The following is a 17,595-nucleotide window of genomic DNA, read 5'->3' on the forward strand; positions in this document are numbered from 1 at the left end:
GGCGGGATTTTTTGTTTATAATCTATTTGATATTTTACTCAAAGTCTTTTAAGGTTTTTGTGATAATAGAAACACACTCTAATAACTGCTCTTTGTTCATTACCAATGGTGGTGCAAAACGAATGATATTACCATGAGTAGGTTTTGCCAGAAGACCATTTTCTTTTAAAGCTGCACAAATGTTCCAGGCAGTATCACTATCTTCAGAATCATTAATTACGATAGCATTCAACAATCCTTTCCCTCGAACCAACTTAACAATATCAGAGTTCTCGATGTATTTGTTCATTTCTTCTCGGAATAAGGCTCCCAATTGAAATGCGTTTTCTGCAAGTTCCTCATCCCTCACCACTTCTAAAGCAGCCATAGCTACTGCAGCTGCTATCGGGTTTCCTCCAAAAGTACTTCCGTGACTTCCTGGAGTAATTACTTTCATGATATCATCATTTGCCAAAACAGCAGACACTGGATACGCTCCACCACTTAACGCTTTACCTAATATCAGAATATCAGGTTTTACCTGAGGAGTTCCCGAGCAATTTTTGTCTTTACAAGAACAGTTTCCACAAGTAGCCAACAATCTTCCCGTTCTGGCAATACCAGTTTGAACTTCATCCGCGATAAATAACACATTGTGTTTCTCACATAATGCCTTTGCTTTTTCCAGATAATCTTCAGATGGCACGTAAACTCCCGCTTCACCTTGTATAGGCTCTACCAAAAATCCTGCTACATTTTTGTTGTTAGACAACGCATCTTCTAATGCAGTAAGATTATCATATTCTATTTTAATAAAACCTTGGGTGTATGGCCCGAAGTTCTTTCTCGCTACAGGATCATTAGAAAATGATATGATGGTTGTAGTTCTTCCATGAAAATTGTTTTCACAAACGATAATCTGGGCATCATTTTCGGCAATACCTTTTTCTTGATACGCCCATCTTCTACATACCTTAAGCGCCGTTTCTACAGCTTCTGCTCCAGTATTCATAGGTAGCAGTTTGTCAAATCCAAAGTAGTCTGAGGCAAATTTCTCGTATTCGCCAAGTTTATCATTGTAAAATGCTCTAGAGGTAAGCGTTAAGGTCTTAGCCTGACTTGTCATTGCATCCACAATCTTTGGGTGACAATGTCCTTGGTTTACCGCAGAATATGCACTAAGAAAATCATAGTATTTGTTTCCTTCTACGTCCCAAACATACACTCCTTCTCCCTTACTCAAAACCACGGGTAGTGGATGGTAATTATGAGCTCCATACTTGTTCTCTAAATCAATTGCTTGTTGCGAAGTTAAATTTTCTAAAACAGCCATTTTTAATAATTTAAATTGATAAAATAACCATTCCTTCTATACCTTTATCCTTTCGAAAAGAATCGAAAATTCAGCGTGGGAGAGAAATCATCCCTAAAAGTGTCGCAAAATAATAAATCTTTATCGAATTATTAGTTTTAACCCCGATAACGCGCTTGTTTTTTTTAAATCTAAATAGAGGTGCCTAAATTTTGCGAATACCGTATCATGAGGATACTTTACTAGCCAAAGAAGATACCTGAAGTTCTAATCTTTTCATCTCTCTTAACAACGCATTTTTATCGATTTGCATCCATGAATATAGCTTCAACATTGAGGTGATCATTGCACAGAAAAAGCCTGCTCCTACCCATCTAATCAATTCATTGGTATCATCGGTATTAAACAACTGGATGATACAGTAAACAAAAAGACCAAATACGATTACATTCACAATGCTCATCATAATCATGATCCATCGGTTTTTGGTAGTATACAATCCACCAATCATTTCAAAAATATTTTGCTCATCTAACTCGTCATAAAACTTTGCTTCTTCTTCACTCAACGTTTCTTTGATTAACCTATCAATATCTTTTATCTCATTTTTCATAATTCTTATTTTTTAAAATTAGTTTTAATTGTTCTCTAGCCGTAAATAGCCTTGATTTTACAGTTCCAACAGAAACCTGGATGATATCGCTTATTTCTTTTACACTGTATTCTTCTACATAAAAAAGTCGAAGAACAATTTGTTGCTTTTCTGGTAGTTCTTTTATTGCTTTTCTTATAAGAACCACGGTCTCTTCTCTATTTGTAATTTCAACAGTGATTTTCTCATTATTTTGTTGATGTTGAAATTCCTTTTTAAAGTCAGACGTTTTTTTATGTTTTCTTTGCCAATCAATTGCCTTACGGGTAACTATGGTCAAAGCCCAGCTCCCAAAAGTATTTGGGTTCTTTAGTTCATTGATTTTCTGAAGAATTTTTGTCCAACTTTCCTGAACGATATCCTTAGAAATTTCTTCATTCTTGGTATACCAGCAAGCGTGTCGATATAATCTTGAGTTCCATCTTTTGATTAATAGTGTCGCTGCTTTATCATTTCCGGATTGATATTGCAACACCAATAAGGCATCAAAGATTTTATGTGTCTGTTTTGAACTCATCTCTATAGAATAGACGAAGAAAAAGTAATTAGGTTCATTTCTTTTGTAAGATATCCCGAATATTTAATAAGTATATGCTTTCTATTCTTATTTTTGCGCTATGGCAAGAAAGAACAGAAGACAGATTTTTGAGCATATTGAAGTTATTGATGCCGGGGCCAAAGGAAAAAGTATCGCCAAGGCACCCGATGGAAAAGTAGTTTTTCTTACTAATGCAGTACCAGGAGATGTAGTAAATATACAAACCACCAAAAAGCGCAAGGCGTATTACGAAGGTATCGCTACCCAATTTCATACCTATTCTGATAAACGTACCACACCAAAATGTAAACATTTTGGAACTTGTGGTGGCTGTAAGTGGCAGTTTATGGATTATCAGCATCAACTTGCTTATAAACAAAATGAAGTGGTAAACAACCTAACAAGATTGGGCAAAATAGAATTACCAGAGATTACTCCTATTTTGGGTTCAAAAGATCAATACTTCTATAGAAACAAAATGGAATTTTCTTTTAGTGATAGTCGATGGCTTACTCTAGAAGAAATCCAAAACAATCAGGAGATTGACAATAGAAACGCGCTTGGGTTTCATATGCCTGGAATGTGGGATAAGATTTTAGATATTGAGCATTGCCATCTTCAGGAAGATCCAAGTAATGCGATTCGAAATGAAGTAAAGGCATTTGCTACCAAACATCAGATCCCTTTTTACAACGCTAGAAAGCAAGAAGGTTTACTAAGGACACTAATGATTCGTATTGCTTCTACAGGTGAGATCATGGTGCTTGTTCAGTTCTTTTATGATGATGCTGAAAAAAGAACACTTCTCATGGATTTTATTGCTGATCGATTTCCTGAAGTTACTTCTTTACAATATGTTATTAACCCCAAAGGGAACGACACTATCTATGATCAAGAGGTAGTTTGTTACAAAGGAAAGGCATATATCGAAGAAGAAATGGAAGGTTTACGATTTAGAGTAAATGCCAAATCTTTCTATCAAACCAATTCAAAACAAGCTTACGAATTGTACAAAATCACCAGAGAATTTGCAGGTTTGACTGGAGAAGAATTGGTGTATGATTTATATACTGGTACTGGAACCATAGCACAATTTGTTGCCAAAAATGCAAAAAAAGTAATCGGTGTAGAGGCTGTGCCTGAAGCTATTGAAGATGCCAAAGAGAACGCACAAAGAAACAAGATTGATAACGCTGAGTTTTATGTGGGTGACATGAAAAAAGTTTTTACTTCAGACTTTATCGATCAACACGGTCAACCAGAAGTGGTAATCACCGATCCGCCAAGAGACGGAATGCATAAAGATGTTGTAGCCCAACTGTTACAAATTTCGCCTCAAAAAATTGTTTATGTAAGCTGTAATAGTGCAACACAAGCTAGAGATCTGGCGTTATTAGATAGGGATTACAAAGTAACCAAAGTACAACCTGTGGATATGTTTCCACAAACTTATCATGTAGAGAACGTTGTACTATTAGAAAAAAGATAACTCATGAGAATAAATAAATTTCCTTTATTTCTATTCCTATTGGCTGGTATAAGCCTTTCTTTTTGGGGTTGTGAGAGAGATGATATTTGTGCCGAGGGGACCCCTACTACTCCTATGCTTATTATTAAGTTTCTGGATTTTGATAACACCTCAGAAATTAAAAACCCGGTAGAGCTAGAAGTACGAGCGGTTGGTGTAGAAAACCCTTTTAATTTTGGAACCGTAACCGACTCTATTATGATTCCCTTGAGAACCAATGAGTCTATCACCGAATATCAATTAACCATCAATTCGGACACCACCAACGACGAAGTAGCTTCTAATACCGATACTATAAGTATTCAATATACTCCCGAAGAAGAGTATGTAAGTAGTGCTTGTGGCTTTAGAGTGACCTTTCAGGGGCTTTCGAACTCACCTGTAGAAGCTGGTGATGATGGAACTTGGATACAAGATATAAACGTAGAACGATTGAACGTAACAGATGAAACAACTGCGCACATATTTATTTTTCATTAGTATTATTTTTACCGGTTGCATTTTTGCACAGGATGAAGAACCTAAAAAAATCTCAGCTAGAGATACCTTACCTCCTGGCGAAAAATATGGATTAAGAGCAGGTGTCGATCTTGCTCGAATACTTAGAACTTCTGTAGATGACAACTATTCAGGTTTTGAAATAGAAGCCGATTACCGAGTTTATCGTAAACTATACATTGCTGGAGAGATAGGTAACGAATCATTGATCAGAGATGAAGAAAATGTAAATGTAGAAGGATCAGGCAGCTATATCAGAGCTGGAATAGATTATAACATTTATGACAATTGGTATGGGATGCAAAACAGTATCTATGTAGGAGTACGATATGGATTTTCAACCTTTGATCAAACCTTGAACGAATACAACATCTTTACAGGAACTAATTTCTTTGGAGAAAACACCATCACCGAACCAATAAGCGAAGATGGGTTAACTGCCAGTTGGGTAGAACTCGTTTTAGGACTCGAAGTAGAGCTTATCCATAATTTCTATCTGGGTGCGAGTATCTCTTTAAGAAATTTGGTAAGTGAAGAAACTCCTGATCGTTTTGACAATCTTTACATTCCTGGATTTGGAAGGACAAATGATTTCAGTGATATAGGAGTGGGATATAATTATACTATTAGCTATTTACTACCGCTTTTCAAGAAGAAAAAATAGATAGCCCTGCGAATTATTATCCGCAAGGCTATTATATGATCTTTTTTGACCTTTATTGTTACTCAAACGCTCGGTTCAGTAATTGTTGTAATTCTTGCCAAGACTTCTCATCTGCCTCTTTTTGATAAGCTAATGGCAAATTGAATTGCTTTCCAATAGAATCTGCCGCGTTGCTGGTAAAAGAATGGGTCGCATTTTCATAAGCAATATACTTATAATCTGCTTTTAGACTATCCATAGCTTTTTTATAGTTTTCTACACTCTCTGCCGGAATAAACGGATCTTCTGCACCATTACATACCAAAACCTTAGCTTTTAATTTATCACTAGGCATTACTGGTAATTGAACCCCACTGTGAAATGCAGCGACCGCATCCAGATCTAAACCAGCATTGGCCATGGTAAGCGCCACACTACCTCCAAAACAATATCCTATTGCTGCAATCTTATTTGGGTCTACAGATGGATGTGCTTTCAGCATTTCTAAAGCCGCATTAAATCTATTGGTTGCCGAATCTATATTTCCCATTACACTCATAGCAAACTTACCTGCATCATCTGGGTGAGCTGCAAGTTTACCATCTCCATACATGTCGACGGCCATTGCCACATAACCAAGCTCTGCAAGCATATCTGCTCTTTGACGAACATAATCATTATGCCCCCACCATTCGTGCACCACAATAATTCCAGGTCGTTTTTCTTCAGAATTTTCGTTAAAAGCGACGTATCCTTTCATTTTTAAACTATCAGAAGTATAGTCCACCTGTTCTCCTTTAACTTTAACTGGTTTTTCTACAACAGTTTCAGTTTGCTTCTCCTCTGCCGTGGTTTCTTTTTCTGATTGGTTTTGTTTACAACTCAAGATTAGTAATGAGCAAAATAATAATACAAAGTATTTCATGATGATTAATATTAACGTAGTTAGTTTAAAAATTACATTTCATTCTTTTAGTCAGCTACATAAGGGGCTCCTGCATCTTTCATTGCCTTTAATACTGAATTCATTTCATTTTGAACTCCATTGAATTGCGTAGTAATTGCAGCTAATTGATTCTTGATAATACTCATAGTTTCTATATGAGTAGCTGTAGGTCCGTAGGTAGAACGCTGTACTCCCTTAAAAATAGCAAACATACGAGATTGAATGGTAGGCTTACTTTTCTCCCCTACCTGACCTTTTGATGGACTGCCACTAAATTTCTTTTGAATGCCTAGCAAGTTCTTTCTTAAAGTAGCAATCCTAGAATCCAAATCACTAGGTGCAGCAGTTGCTCTTTTCAGGGCAGTATGCATAGCCTTTATCTTTTTGTTAGCCTTGCTTAGCTTTAACCCTGTAGCAGAAACTTCTCTAATCGTATTTTCGTAATCTCTCCAAAAAGAAGTTACCTCATTCATAGAAGCTCCTTCCAAAGCACCTTTTCTTAATTGTTTTACTTCAAAAGTAATGGACTCAGAAAGTGATGTCACCGTTCCATCTATTATTTTAGACAAGGTTGCAGTATATCTGCCTGGTGCTGCCATAAATCCTTCTGGCGCTCCAAACGGATATTGTTGTATCTCCAAAGAAACTGCATCAGGTGCAGGGTATTTTAAATCCCAGGATATACGATGAAACCCTGAAGTAACGGGACCATAAATACGTCGTACTGCTTTCCCTTGATCGTTGGTTATTGTGATCACCACAGCTGGTTTGGATGCAATACTTTCTTCATCCACTTTGTCCCACCCTGGAAATGCAATATCTTTTCCTTTATTCTTTTTCTCTGATTTTTTCCTCGTTTCTGTAGCTGATTCATAACCATCCTTTAAATAATAGGTAAAGACAGCTCCAAAATCCGGATTAGGTGCCACATAATGAGATGCTCCTAAACTTCCTTTTTCATCATCAAAATCAATATCTGGCTTAGCAATATACCACCAAGCATCTCTTGCAGGGAATAAAGTCGCTTCTTGGTTTAATTTTGCGGCCGAAATATTTCGCAATGCCGAGTAGTCATCAAAAACAAAGAATCCTCTACCAAAAGAAGCGGCTACCAAATCATTTTCTCTACGCTGAATCGTGATATCTCTAAATGATATGGTAGGTACATTGCCTTTTAACTGTACCCATCTATTTCCTCCATTATTACTGAAATAAATACCAAATTCTGTAGCAATAAACAATAAATTTGGATCTACATGATCTTGTACCAATCTCCATACCAATGTCTTACTTGGCAAATTCCCTTTTATAGATTTCCAGGTTCTCCCATTATCTGTACTCTTTAGCAAATAAGGACTAAAGTCACCATATTTATGATTGTCCAGAGCTACATATACGGTCCCTGCATCAAAAAGATCCGCCCTGATGTCATTTACAAATGCAGTGGCAGGAACACCTGGTAATGCGTTTACATTGATACGTCTCCAATTACTACCTCCATCTTCAGTGGCTTGAATAATCCCATCATCCGTTCCTATATATAGCACTCCATCTTTTTTTGGTGACTCGGCAATTGAAGTAATGGTATTATAATTAGACATTGCCAAAAAGTCCCAAGGAGCATCCCAAGATTGCTTTTTACCCATAATTGGTAATTCAATTCGTTCTTGGTTTTTGGTTAAATCTCCAGATAAAGCTGTCCATTTGTCTCCACGATTATCAGATCTCCATAAACGTTGCGAAGCAAAATAAATTCTTTTCGGATCGTGAGCACTAACCAAAATTGGAGCATCCCAATTGAACCTTTCAAAATTCTCATTAGCACCTGGTTGTGGTTGTATATCGATCACTTCTCCTGTAGTGAGATCCACTCTCGATAAATTCCCTTCCTGTCTTTCAGCATACATGATATCAGGATTTCCTGGTTCTGTAGCAGGTTGGTGACCGTCCCAATTCAGGACAATTTTCCAATCCGAATTTTGAATACCATGTACATTATCCGTTCTGGAAGGGCCTCCTTGTGTGCTATTATCCTGTGTACCTCCATAAATATTATAAAATGGTTGTGCATCATCTACCGCTAACTTGTAATATTGCGTTACTGGTAGATTATCTACAAACTTCCAATTATTAGTAAGGTCAAAAGATTCGTACAAACCTCCATCTGTACCTACTAACAGATAATTAGGATCGTTCTTTCTGAAAGCTATAGCATGGTTATCCGAATGTTTATGCTCTTCTTTCATTCTTTTGAATGTCTTTCCTCCATCTTCTGATATCTGCATACGTACATCTACCAAATACAATCGTTCAAAATGATGCGGTGAAGCATACAACTCTTGATAATAATGAGGTCCTGTTGCTCCTGAAACGGCATCAGATTGTTTGGTCCAGGTGGTTCCTCTATCTGATGATCGGTACACACCGCCAGTTCTTCGGTCTAGCTCGATAGCTGCATACAAGATATCAGGTTGTTGTGGTGAAATTGCCAATCCTATCTTACCCATCCACGATTTTGGTAATCCATTCTTTAATTCCTCCCAGGTTTCTCCTCCATCATTACTTCTATGAATCCCTGATCCTGGTCCTCCACCCATATAGGCGGCAACGGTACGATGTCTTTGCCATGTAGCGGCATACAAACGATCCGGATTCCTGGGGTCTATTTGTAGATCTGTAACTCCTACCCACTGGCTATCGCCAAGGGTTTTCTTCCATGTTTTTCCTCCATCGGTAGATTTATACAATCCTCGTTCTCCTCCTTTTTTCCAAAGAGGTCCCTGAACAGCTACCCAGATAATATTATTGTTTTCTGGGTGAATAATAATTTTAGAAATGTGCTCTGAGTTTTTTAGCCCCATGTTTTCCCATGTGGCTCCCCCGTCTTTACTTCTGTAAATTCCATCTCCAAAACCTACGTGTCGTCCTCCTACATTTTCCCCGGTTCCAACCCAAATGATATTGTGATTGGTAGGATCAATAGTTACACAACCAATAGAATAAGATGTTTGTTTGTCAAAAATAGGATTCCAGGTAGTTCCGGCGTTAACCGTTTTCCAAACCCCACCAGAACCAACGGCTACATACCAGATACTTTCGTTCTCTGGATGGATGGCAATATCTGCAATTCGACCAGACATAAATGCAGGTCCTATATTACGAAATTTGAGTCCGGTAAAAATGGAATCTGTAAGTACTGAATTTTGAGTATTGGTATTCTTGGATCGTTGTCCCATCACAGAACCAGAGGAAACCAATAAAAGAAAGCTAATAATGAAATGTGTGAATTTTCGATACATATCAATTACGGTGATTAGTTAATAGTTTAATTGATTCCAGAAAATTATCGCTATTTCAATAATTATCTCTTAACAAAAACATAAAACTATTCGAAAACTCTTAGAAAAATTAGCTCCTAATTGCTATTCTTCACGCTGATACTTTGCCTTTTTACTACCTGCGTACATTTCATACTTTAACAGACGAGACTCTAATTTACCATTGAAAACTTTAATTTTTCTAGACGGTCGAAGTCCTACATGTTTTAAAGCCTCAAGATTACCAGTTACAAACCAGGCATTGGTCCCCGGATAACCACGTTTCAAAGTATCCCCTATATTTCCATAAAATTCGGGGACATTAATCTCAAGTCGTTCATCATAAGGGGGGTTAAATAGAATATGAAGCGGCCCTTCGGTTTCCTTCTCACTTTCGAAAAAATTCTGCTCTTTTACTTTAATGAAATCCGAAAGGTTAGCATTTTCTATATTGGTTTTAGCCTTTCTCACCACAGATGGTGCTTTATCCATTCCGATAATAGAATGACTAAAATTTCGTGTTTTATTCAAGCATGCTTCTTCTATTTTTTCAAAAAGATCCATATCCCAATCCAGCCATCGTTCAAAAGCAAATTCTTTCCTATTCAAATTTGCTGGGATATTACAAGCGATCATAGCTGCTTCTATAGGAATGGTACCACTACCACACATGGGATCTAAAAAGTCAGATTGCCCTTCCCATCCAGAAAGCAGTAACAATCCGGCAGCCAATACTTCATTGATTGGAGCGATATTAGTATTTGTCCGATATCCACGTAAATGCAACGAACCACCGGAGCTATCCAAAGATACTGTGCACAAGTCTCTCTGTATATGAACATCTACAGAAAGGTCAGGAAAACTCAAATCTACATTAGGCCTTCTCCCTTTTTCTTTACGGAATCGATCGACAATAGCATCCTTGGTTTTGAGAGCTATAAATTTGGAATGATTAAACAGATCAGAATTTACTGTTGCATACACCGCAAAAGTATCATCTACTGTCATATAATCATTCCAACGGATACTTTGTATAAAATCATACAGTTCATTCTCATTTTTAATTTTTCGAGATGTTACAGGTTTTAATATTTTTATGGCTGTTCGAAGGCAGAGATTGGCCTTATACATAAACCCTGTATCCCCATAAAAACTAACCATTCTGTTACCAACAACTACCTTTTGCGCACCAAGGTCTCTTAATTCTTTCGCCAGAATTTCTTCGAAGCCAAAAAGCGTTTTGGCTACCATTTTGAATGAATTGCTCACTATCTTCGTATTCTCTTATAATTAAAAGGCAAAAATACACTAATTTTGCGCCCTATGCTAAAAGATTCTACAATGTGGTATGCATCATGGTTTGATACACCATACTATCATATTTTATATAAAGATAGAGATCAAACTGAAGCCAAAGACTTTATGGATAACCTAACCCGTTATCTCAGTTTGGAAAAAGGAGAAAAAATTTTGGATCTTGCTTGCGGCAAAGGTCGACATAGTATCTATTTAAATTCATTGGGTTTTGATGTTACTGGAGTGGATTTATCCAAAAACAGTATCGCTTATGCTTCTCAGTTTGAAAATGAGACTTTGAAATTCCGAGTACATGATATGTGCAAACCTTATCCCGAGCAATTTTCCGGAGTTTTTAATCTATTTACTAGTTTCGGTTATTTTGACAAAGAGGAAGATAATCTTAGCACTATAAAGGCTATTAAATCCAATTTGAATGCTTCTGGGTTTGGTGTTATTGATTTTTTGAATACCGATTATGTAATTAAACACCTGGTACCCGAAGAAGAAAAACAGGTTGAGGGAATCAACTTTCATATCCAAAGGTATGTAGAGAATGGGCATATCGTCAAAGAAATTCGTTTTAAAGATCAGGGAGAAGATTTCTTTTTTACAGAACGGGTAAAAGCAATTAGTCTGGAAGACTTTAAAGATTATTTTGATCAGGCCGAAGTACATCTTCTGGATGTCTTTGGAAACTACCAACTTCAAAAGTTCTATAAAGAAACTTCACCGAGACTTATCTTAATTTTTAAATAGTGAAGCATTACTTATTAACTATAGCTGCCATTTTTGTAGGAAGTCTTATTGTTTTCATATTCAGACCTTCTAATCAAAAGAACCTAAAACTGCTTCTAGCATTTAGTGGAGCTTTTTTATTGGCTATCACAGTGTTTGATTTGCTACCAGAAGTCTTTGAAGATAATCACTTCGGGAAACAAACAGGGATCTGGATTATGGTCGGTATTTTATTGCAAAAAATACTGGAATACTTTTCCAAAGGAGCAGAACACGGCCATATACATCTGGACAAAGATACCAAACAATTACCTAAATTGTTATTTATAAGTTTAGGTATTCATGCATTGTTAGAAGGTTTTCCAATTCATCAGGCCGAAGGAATCTTATTGGGTATTATTGTTCATAAGATACCTGTAGCGATGATTTTGACTACATTCTTGCTACATACCAAAATCAAACCAGTAACCATCGGGATTACTCTTTTTGTTTTTGCCTTAATGACTCCACTAGGTACTTTTTTGAGTGAACACTTAGAGATCGTTCAAGGATACTATAAAGAAATCACAGCCTTGGTCATTGGGATATTCCTTCATGTATCTACTACAATTCTTTTTGAGAGTAGCGAAGGTCATAAGTTCAACATCACAAAGTTGATGATTATTCTATTGGCAACAGTGACAGCATTTTTGATTTAACATGTTTAGTAAAGAAGAATCAAAACGTATACGACAAGAATTTTGGACCTCTTTTGGAAAAGCATATCCACGTAAATGGCTATTATATAACACCAAAATCAAAGATGTATCGCTTAAATTCACATTTACTACCAAAAAAGCAGAAGTCTCCATAGACATTGAGCCATGGGATGATCTGATTCGAGAATACTACTACGATAAATTAGTAAGTTTAAAAAACTTACTAACTACAGATTACATTGCTGATATCATATATGACCCTACATACGAATTGGATAATGGAAAGATAATCTCCAGAGTCTATTGCCAACTCCATGAAGTTAGCATTCATAACAAAAACTCCTGGCAGCAAACTATGGAGTTCTTGTATACCAAAATGGATCTTTTAGAAACATTTTTTATAGAATATAAAGATTTTATAAAAGATTAGATTCTAATTTGAGTATTCTTAAAAAAAACACCTGATAAATTACCAAAATCATAATTTGATTTGTTTTTTGTACATTGAGCTATAACATAAACTCACTATTATGAAAAACAAATTAAAATGCTCAGCATTGGTGCTGTTGATTGCTATTTGCTTTCAGTGTACCCAAGAAGAAACGACACCACAAGCACAAGAAATTGGCTTAGAAGCACAAGATGAAAATCATTTTAAAGGAATAGTAACTGTTGATAATGTTGCCGTAAAATACGCAGTAACCGCAACAGCAGATCTCATTTTTGATGTTCGTATCGCTATCGATAATAAAAGTATCAATGCTATAGTAAACTACAATGACGAAAGTATTGCCATTGACGGACATAACCATGTATTTAAGGAATCCCAAAAAGAGGCATTATTGAAAATGGGTAGCCTAATTGCAGATTACATACTGTCTAACAAAGAAGGAAATATTTCTATGACAGAATACACACTATTAACTTTGATAGAATACTGGGGTAAGTCTCCCATAGATTACGTATACACCAAAAGAAATGTAGTTACCGAAGTAAATACCACAAATCTTAAAAGTAGAAATGAAGGTATTACCTGTATCAGACGAAATACTTATGTAAACGCCGAATATGATGATGCTCGTGGAAATCAAAGAGATCGGGTACGGGTAGGCAGCAAGCCAAGAACCAACTACGGGTGCATGGGAAGATGCGGTGCAGATTGCGGTAGATGGTGGATTCCTAGTGCCTGGACAAAGGACTGTATGGATCATGATCAATGCAGTAATGTAAACAATGCAAGTGGAGGCGCAAGTGATAGGAATTGCGGTGATGAATTTAATGAAGCTGCAGATGATTATGTATTTGGAGTAATAAGAGGTTGCAGAGGATAACCCCAACTATAAAAAAATAAATTAAAAATGGCTATTGTTTTAAAGCAATAGCCATTTTTGGTATCAGCAAATGCATAAAGATGATATCTACTTTATTTTCAAAAACTTAACTATATACTGAGAAGGCAGATCACTTTTCAAGAATTTTTATCCAAAAAAGAAGCTTTATTCCTACAATTTTAACAACAAATATCTTTAATTATGGTTTTTCAACACATTATTTAGGCTTTTTAACCATCAAGTAACTTTTTTTTAATATATTTGAGCGCCCCAAAACTGGAATAATGAATAGCCTTAAAATATTTAGATATTTTATATGCCTTTTATTGACTTGTCTATTCTTCATAGATACTCATGCCCGAGAATATGAAGATATGTCTTTCTCAGAGCTCAAAAACACCCTATCTCATACTGAAAAACAGTTAAACACAGTAGGAAGAGCTAATAGCATACTGATTTCAGAGACTATTATAGATATTGCCGAAAAATTCAGTACCAAACAACAATACTATCTTAAAGCAAGTGCTTATAATCTATTAGGTAAAATATCCCTTTCTTCAAGAGATTATGAAGAAGCCCTTGAAAATTTTAAAATCGCAGACCTTTTCGCAAAAGAACTCAGTGGTTTTGATGAAGTGGCTATAGATATCAATAACAATATTGCTCTGGTCTATCTAGAAGGATTTAACAAACCAGGGCGAGCACTTAAAAGAATCAATTACATCAATAAGAATTTTTCAGATTTAGATGAATACACCAAACATCTTCTTCAACTGAATCTCGCGAATATTTATTTAAAGACGAAACGATACAATAAGTCAAAAAGATTATTACAGAAGTGTCTTAGCTTCTTTAAAACTAACGCAGAATACACCCCAAAATTAGTAATGACCTATACCAGTATTGCTGAATATTACTCATACATAAGGCAGTACAAAAAAGCAATACAAAATTTTGAATTAGCGGCATCTATTGCCGAAAAAAGCGAGCTTTACAGAGAAGCAATGATCATTTATCAGAAGTATGAAAGCTTACTGATTAAAATGGGAAATAAGGAAAAGGCATATGTAATTCTTAAAAAATATACCAAACACCATCAAACTGCACTTGAGAGCGAAAAACTAGAAGCAGATAGATATAAAAAACAACTTACAGTAAGTGAGGCAAAAAAAACTATAGAAACTCAAAAGGCACAGCAATCCAAAACCGTATCTATTTTTACCCTGTCCCTACTCCTTCTGTGTTTGACGTTGTTTTGCTTCTTTGTCTATAATCATAAAAAAACTAAAGTACTGGGAGAGTCTCTTGCTTTAAAAAACAAAGAATTAAAGATAGCTAAGGAAAAATCGGATCGTTTGGCTGCGGTTAAAACCAAGTTTATTTCTACTGTTAGTCACGAATTAAGAACACCTCTTTATGGAGTAATAGGGTTATCCTCTATATTAATGGAACGCATTAAGGATGAAGAAAATCATAACTTTATCAAGTTAATGAAGTTTTCTGCTGATCATTTATTAAACTTGATTAACGATGTTCTTCAGGTTACAAAAATGGAATCCTATGAAATTCAACTAGACGAATCCGTTTACAATATAAAGAATTTGGCAAACGATATTAAAAACTCGTTTGAATATCAGGCCGATAAAAATGGGAATACATTGCACCTTAATCTTGATCCTACTATTCCAAATCTGTTAATTGGTGACTCTGTACGATTATCACAGATTTTTATCAATCTTATTAGTAATGCAAACAAATTTACCAGAGAAGGAAACATTTGGTTAAATTTTAAAAACCCAAAAATAGAAAACGATACGGTTGAAATTACCTTCGAGGTAAAAGACGATGGAAGAGGTATTCCGTTGGATAAGCAAGAACTTATATTTGAGAAATTCTCTCAGGCTAACTCCTCTGATCATACTACCGGAACAGGTTTAGGATTAAATATCGTGAGAAAATTGGTAGAGCTACACGGCGGTGATATTAAGGTAGAAAGTATTCCTGGGGAAGGAGCTACTTTCTATTTCAGTATTCCATTTAAAATCCATGAAGCAAACGAGGAAGAACAAACAGAACGCCCTTCAGAAAATTTAATCACTTTAGATAATAGTCAAGATCACAGTATTCTTATTGTTGAGGACAATAAGATCAATCAAATTGTTACCCAGAATATTCTAAAAACCAAAGGGTATGTTTCTGATATTGCAGATGATGGTCTTATTGCTATTGATATGGTGAAACAAAAACATTATGATCTTATTTTGATGGATTTAAACATGCCAAATATGAATGGTATGGAAGCTACTAAGAAAATAAGAGAATTTAATTTAGATATTCCGATAATCGCTTTAACGGCTTCTGATACAAAAGACACAATTACCGAGATATTGAATACCGAATCAGGTTTCTGTGATTACATGAGAAAACCGTTTAAGAAAGAAGAGTTTTTCAAAAAAATAAACTCGTACTTAGTCAGTAAAATTTCTAAAGCTTCCTAATTAAGCTGTAATTATTCCTGTCCTATATAATAAAATGGAATATGAATAAGAAATGAAAAATACTTCCAGCCAAAACAAAAAGGTGCCAGATTACGTGACTAAACGGCATTTTTTTAAGAGCATAAAATATGATTCCAATAGTATAAGCTGCTCCACCCAGCATTAGATAATGAATTCCACGATCTCCTACTAATGCACTAAGCGTATCCATGTCCAACATAATTAGCCATCCCATAAGCAAGTAGAGTACAACTGATAACAGTTGAAATCGACCTGTAAAAAACAGTTTTAAAACCGAACCTACGATCGCCAAAGACCAAACCAAGATAAATAACAAAATCCCTTTACTATATAGCAGCGTAATCAAAGTAACAGGTGCGTAGGTCCCAGCGATCAAAAGATAAATACCTATATGATCCATTATTCTAAATTTACGTTTCAACTCTGGTGTTGATGAATAATGGTACGCTGTAGATGCAAAATATAATACTAATAAGGAAGCTGAATACAAAACAATCGTAAATGTACTATATGCTGTTTGATGCGTATCATAAAACAAAAGTAATACAAAGCCAATAATAGACATTACAAACCCAAGACCATGAGTAATCCAGTTCCATCTTTCTTCTACAGGAGATTGTTCTATCATAATGTTTTAAACTTGTAGCCTCAAATAGCTTCCAAAACTACAACTATTTTAGTGATTGGGGTAGTTTGTATTAGCCAATATTTGATGGATCTCCTCAAAGGATAGTTTTCCTAATAGTTTTCCTTCCGGGGAAATCAAAAACTTAGATGGTATTTCAGATACACCATATTTTCTGGCTATTGGAGATAACATTACAAATTTGTTTTGATGTACTATCTGATTCTTCCAGACAAATCCATCTTTTTCTGCTGCCTTTTTCCATGAAGTAGTATCTTTTTCTAGGCCTATGGTTACAACAGTAAGCTGATCAGGATAACTATTATGTAATTGTACTAATTTTGGGTTTTCCCTTCTACACGGAGGGCACCAGGATCCCCAAAAATCCAACAACACGTACTTCCCTTGTAATTTGGATAGCTGAAATGAAGATCCATCAACTAGAGTAGTTTCAAAATCTGGAGCCTGTTCTCCTTCTTGAGCTGCCGTAAACTTTGTGTATCCATAAAACAGGCCAAATACTAATACCAAAACAACTATAAAATAATTAGCTATCTTTTTCATTCTTCTTTTTTAAAGTACCAAATTACGGATTCTGTAAAAGTTATGAGGTCACTTTCACATTTCTATAGGACAGGTTTAGTTTGGATTTAGGGTATAAAAAAACCCTCATCGATTATGATGAGGGTTTTCAAAGAAGGCGGCGACCTACTCTCCCACGATTGTAGTACCATTGGCGCTAACGGGCTTAACTACTCTGTTCGGAATGGTAAGAGGTGAGCCCCGTTGCTATAACCACCTTAAGTTTTTAGCACTTTTAAGCTATAATAAGTTAACATATTGATTTAGAAAAACATAAACGATAAACTAATGCATCAAAGCAAACCGCCCTCCCGGTTTTGCAACCGGGAAGATCGCGACATAAGCCTACGGGTTATTAGTACTACTCGGCTATGACATTACTGCCTTTACACC

General features: G+C 35.8%; 16 protein-coding genes and 1 rRNA gene. 8 read left to right on the forward strand and 9 right to left on the reverse strand.

The window, feature by feature from the left end; all coding sequences use genetic code 11:
* Positions 1-34: 34 nt before the first annotated feature.
* From rocD to BUE24_RS04535, 3 genes are all read right to left on the reverse strand, one after another.
* A complete protein-coding gene (gene rocD / locus BUE24_RS04525) occupies positions 35-1,312 on the reverse strand; it encodes an ornithine--oxo-acid transaminase (RefSeq protein WP_073314303.1) in 1,278 nt (425 codons plus the stop codon).
* 205 nt (positions 1,313-1,517) lie between these two features.
* A complete protein-coding gene (locus tag BUE24_RS04530) occupies positions 1,518-1,904 on the reverse strand; it encodes a DUF6768 family protein (RefSeq protein WP_073314305.1) in 387 nt (128 codons plus the stop codon).
* Positions 1,894-2,460 (reverse strand): RNA polymerase sigma factor, encoded by a 567-nt coding sequence (locus BUE24_RS04535; RefSeq protein ID WP_073314307.1) that lies wholly within the window; start codon positions 2,458-2,460, stop codon positions 1,894-1,896. Before BUE24_RS04535 ends, BUE24_RS04530 begins: the two co-directional genes overlap by 11 nt.
* 100 nt (positions 2,461-2,560) lie before the next feature.
* On the opposite strand from BUE24_RS04535, the gene rlmD reads away from it, so the two are divergent.
* The 3 genes from rlmD to BUE24_RS04550 are packed head-to-tail and all read left to right on the forward strand — an operon-like array spanning position 2,561 to position 5,171.
* Positions 2,561-3,970, forward strand: a complete 1,410-nt coding sequence (gene rlmD / locus BUE24_RS04540; RefSeq protein WP_073314309.1) for a 23S rRNA (uracil(1939)-C(5))-methyltransferase RlmD — start codon at positions 2,561-2,563, stop codon at positions 3,968-3,970.
* Positions 3,971-3,973: 3 nt separating this feature from the next.
* Positions 3,974-4,489, forward strand: a complete 516-nt coding sequence (locus tag BUE24_RS04545; RefSeq protein ID WP_073314310.1) for a DUF6452 family protein — start codon at positions 3,974-3,976, stop codon at positions 4,487-4,489.
* The gene (locus tag BUE24_RS04550; protein ID WP_073314312.1) at positions 4,455-5,171 is read left to right on the forward strand and encodes a DUF6048 family protein; all 717 of its coding nucleotides are present in this window, start codon (positions 4,455-4,457) and stop codon (positions 5,169-5,171) included. Before BUE24_RS04545 ends, BUE24_RS04550 begins: the two co-directional genes overlap by 35 nt.
* 58 nt (positions 5,172-5,229) lie before the next feature.
* On the opposite strand, the gene BUE24_RS04555 is transcribed toward BUE24_RS04550, so the two are convergent.
* The 3 genes from BUE24_RS04555 to BUE24_RS04565 form a co-directional block, all read right to left on the reverse strand.
* Positions 5,230-6,075: a dienelactone hydrolase family protein gene (locus BUE24_RS04555; protein WP_073314314.1), complete on the reverse strand. Its 846-nt coding sequence runs from the start codon at positions 6,073-6,075 to the stop codon at positions 5,230-5,232.
* 47 nt (positions 6,076-6,122) lie between these two features.
* On the reverse strand, positions 6,123-9,395 hold the full coding sequence (locus BUE24_RS04560) for a VPS10 domain-containing protein (RefSeq protein WP_073314316.1): 3,273 nt from the start codon (positions 9,393-9,395) through the stop codon (positions 6,123-6,125).
* Between the two features lie 123 nt (positions 9,396-9,518).
* Entirely contained in the window at positions 9,519-10,682 is a 1,164-nt protein-coding gene (locus tag BUE24_RS04565; RefSeq protein WP_244548115.1) for a THUMP domain-containing class I SAM-dependent RNA methyltransferase, read from the reverse strand.
* Positions 10,683-10,736: 54 nt separating this feature from the next.
* Here BUE24_RS04565 and BUE24_RS04570 point away from each other — a divergent pair, with 54 nt between their 5' ends.
* The 5 genes from BUE24_RS04570 (at position 10,737) to BUE24_RS04590 (ending at position 15,974) form a co-directional block, all read left to right on the forward strand.
* Positions 10,737-11,468: a class I SAM-dependent methyltransferase gene (locus tag BUE24_RS04570; protein ID WP_073314334.1), complete on the forward strand. Its 732-nt coding sequence runs from the start codon at positions 10,737-10,739 to the stop codon at positions 11,466-11,468.
* Complete coding sequence (locus tag BUE24_RS04575; RefSeq protein ID WP_139241910.1) at positions 11,468-12,145, forward strand: ZIP family metal transporter; 678 nt, start codon at positions 11,468-11,470, stop codon at positions 12,143-12,145. Before BUE24_RS04570 ends, BUE24_RS04575 begins: the two co-directional genes overlap by 1 nt.
* 1 nt (position 12,146) lies before the next feature.
* Positions 12,147-12,575, forward strand: a complete 429-nt coding sequence (locus BUE24_RS04580; RefSeq protein WP_073314338.1) for a DUF4268 domain-containing protein — start codon at positions 12,147-12,149, stop codon at positions 12,573-12,575.
* Between the two features lie 100 nt (positions 12,576-12,675).
* The gene (locus BUE24_RS04585) at positions 12,676-13,476 is read left to right on the forward strand and encodes a DUF8213 domain-containing protein (protein ID WP_073314339.1); all 801 of its coding nucleotides are present in this window, start codon (positions 12,676-12,678) and stop codon (positions 13,474-13,476) included.
* 284 nt (positions 13,477-13,760) lie between these two features.
* Entirely contained in the window at positions 13,761-15,974 is a 2,214-nt protein-coding gene (locus tag BUE24_RS04590) for an ATP-binding protein (RefSeq protein WP_073314341.1), read from the forward strand.
* 22 nt (positions 15,975-15,996) lie between these two features.
* Here the strand turns inward: BUE24_RS04590 and trhA are convergent, their stop codons facing one another.
* The 3 genes from trhA to rrf form a co-directional block, all read right to left on the reverse strand.
* Positions 15,997-16,623 carry a PAQR family membrane homeostasis protein TrhA gene (gene trhA, locus BUE24_RS04595; protein ID WP_073314343.1) on the reverse strand — a complete coding sequence of 209 codons (627 nt, stop codon included), beginning with the start codon at positions 16,621-16,623 and terminating at the stop codon, positions 15,997-15,999.
* A 48-nt stretch (positions 16,624-16,671) separates the two neighbouring features.
* A complete protein-coding gene (locus BUE24_RS04600) occupies positions 16,672-17,184 on the reverse strand; it encodes a TlpA family protein disulfide reductase (RefSeq protein ID WP_073314345.1) in 513 nt (170 codons plus the stop codon).
* A gap of 131 nt (positions 17,185-17,315) precedes the next feature.
* Positions 17,316-17,423 (reverse strand): 5S ribosomal RNA (gene rrf, locus BUE24_RS04605).
* Between the last annotated feature and the right edge of the window lie 172 nt (positions 17,424-17,595).

Source organism: Aquimarina spongiae (assembly GCF_900141785.1).
In the GTDB taxonomy this organism is placed as follows: Bacteria; Bacteroidota; Bacteroidia; order Flavobacteriales; family Flavobacteriaceae; genus Aquimarina; species Aquimarina spongiae.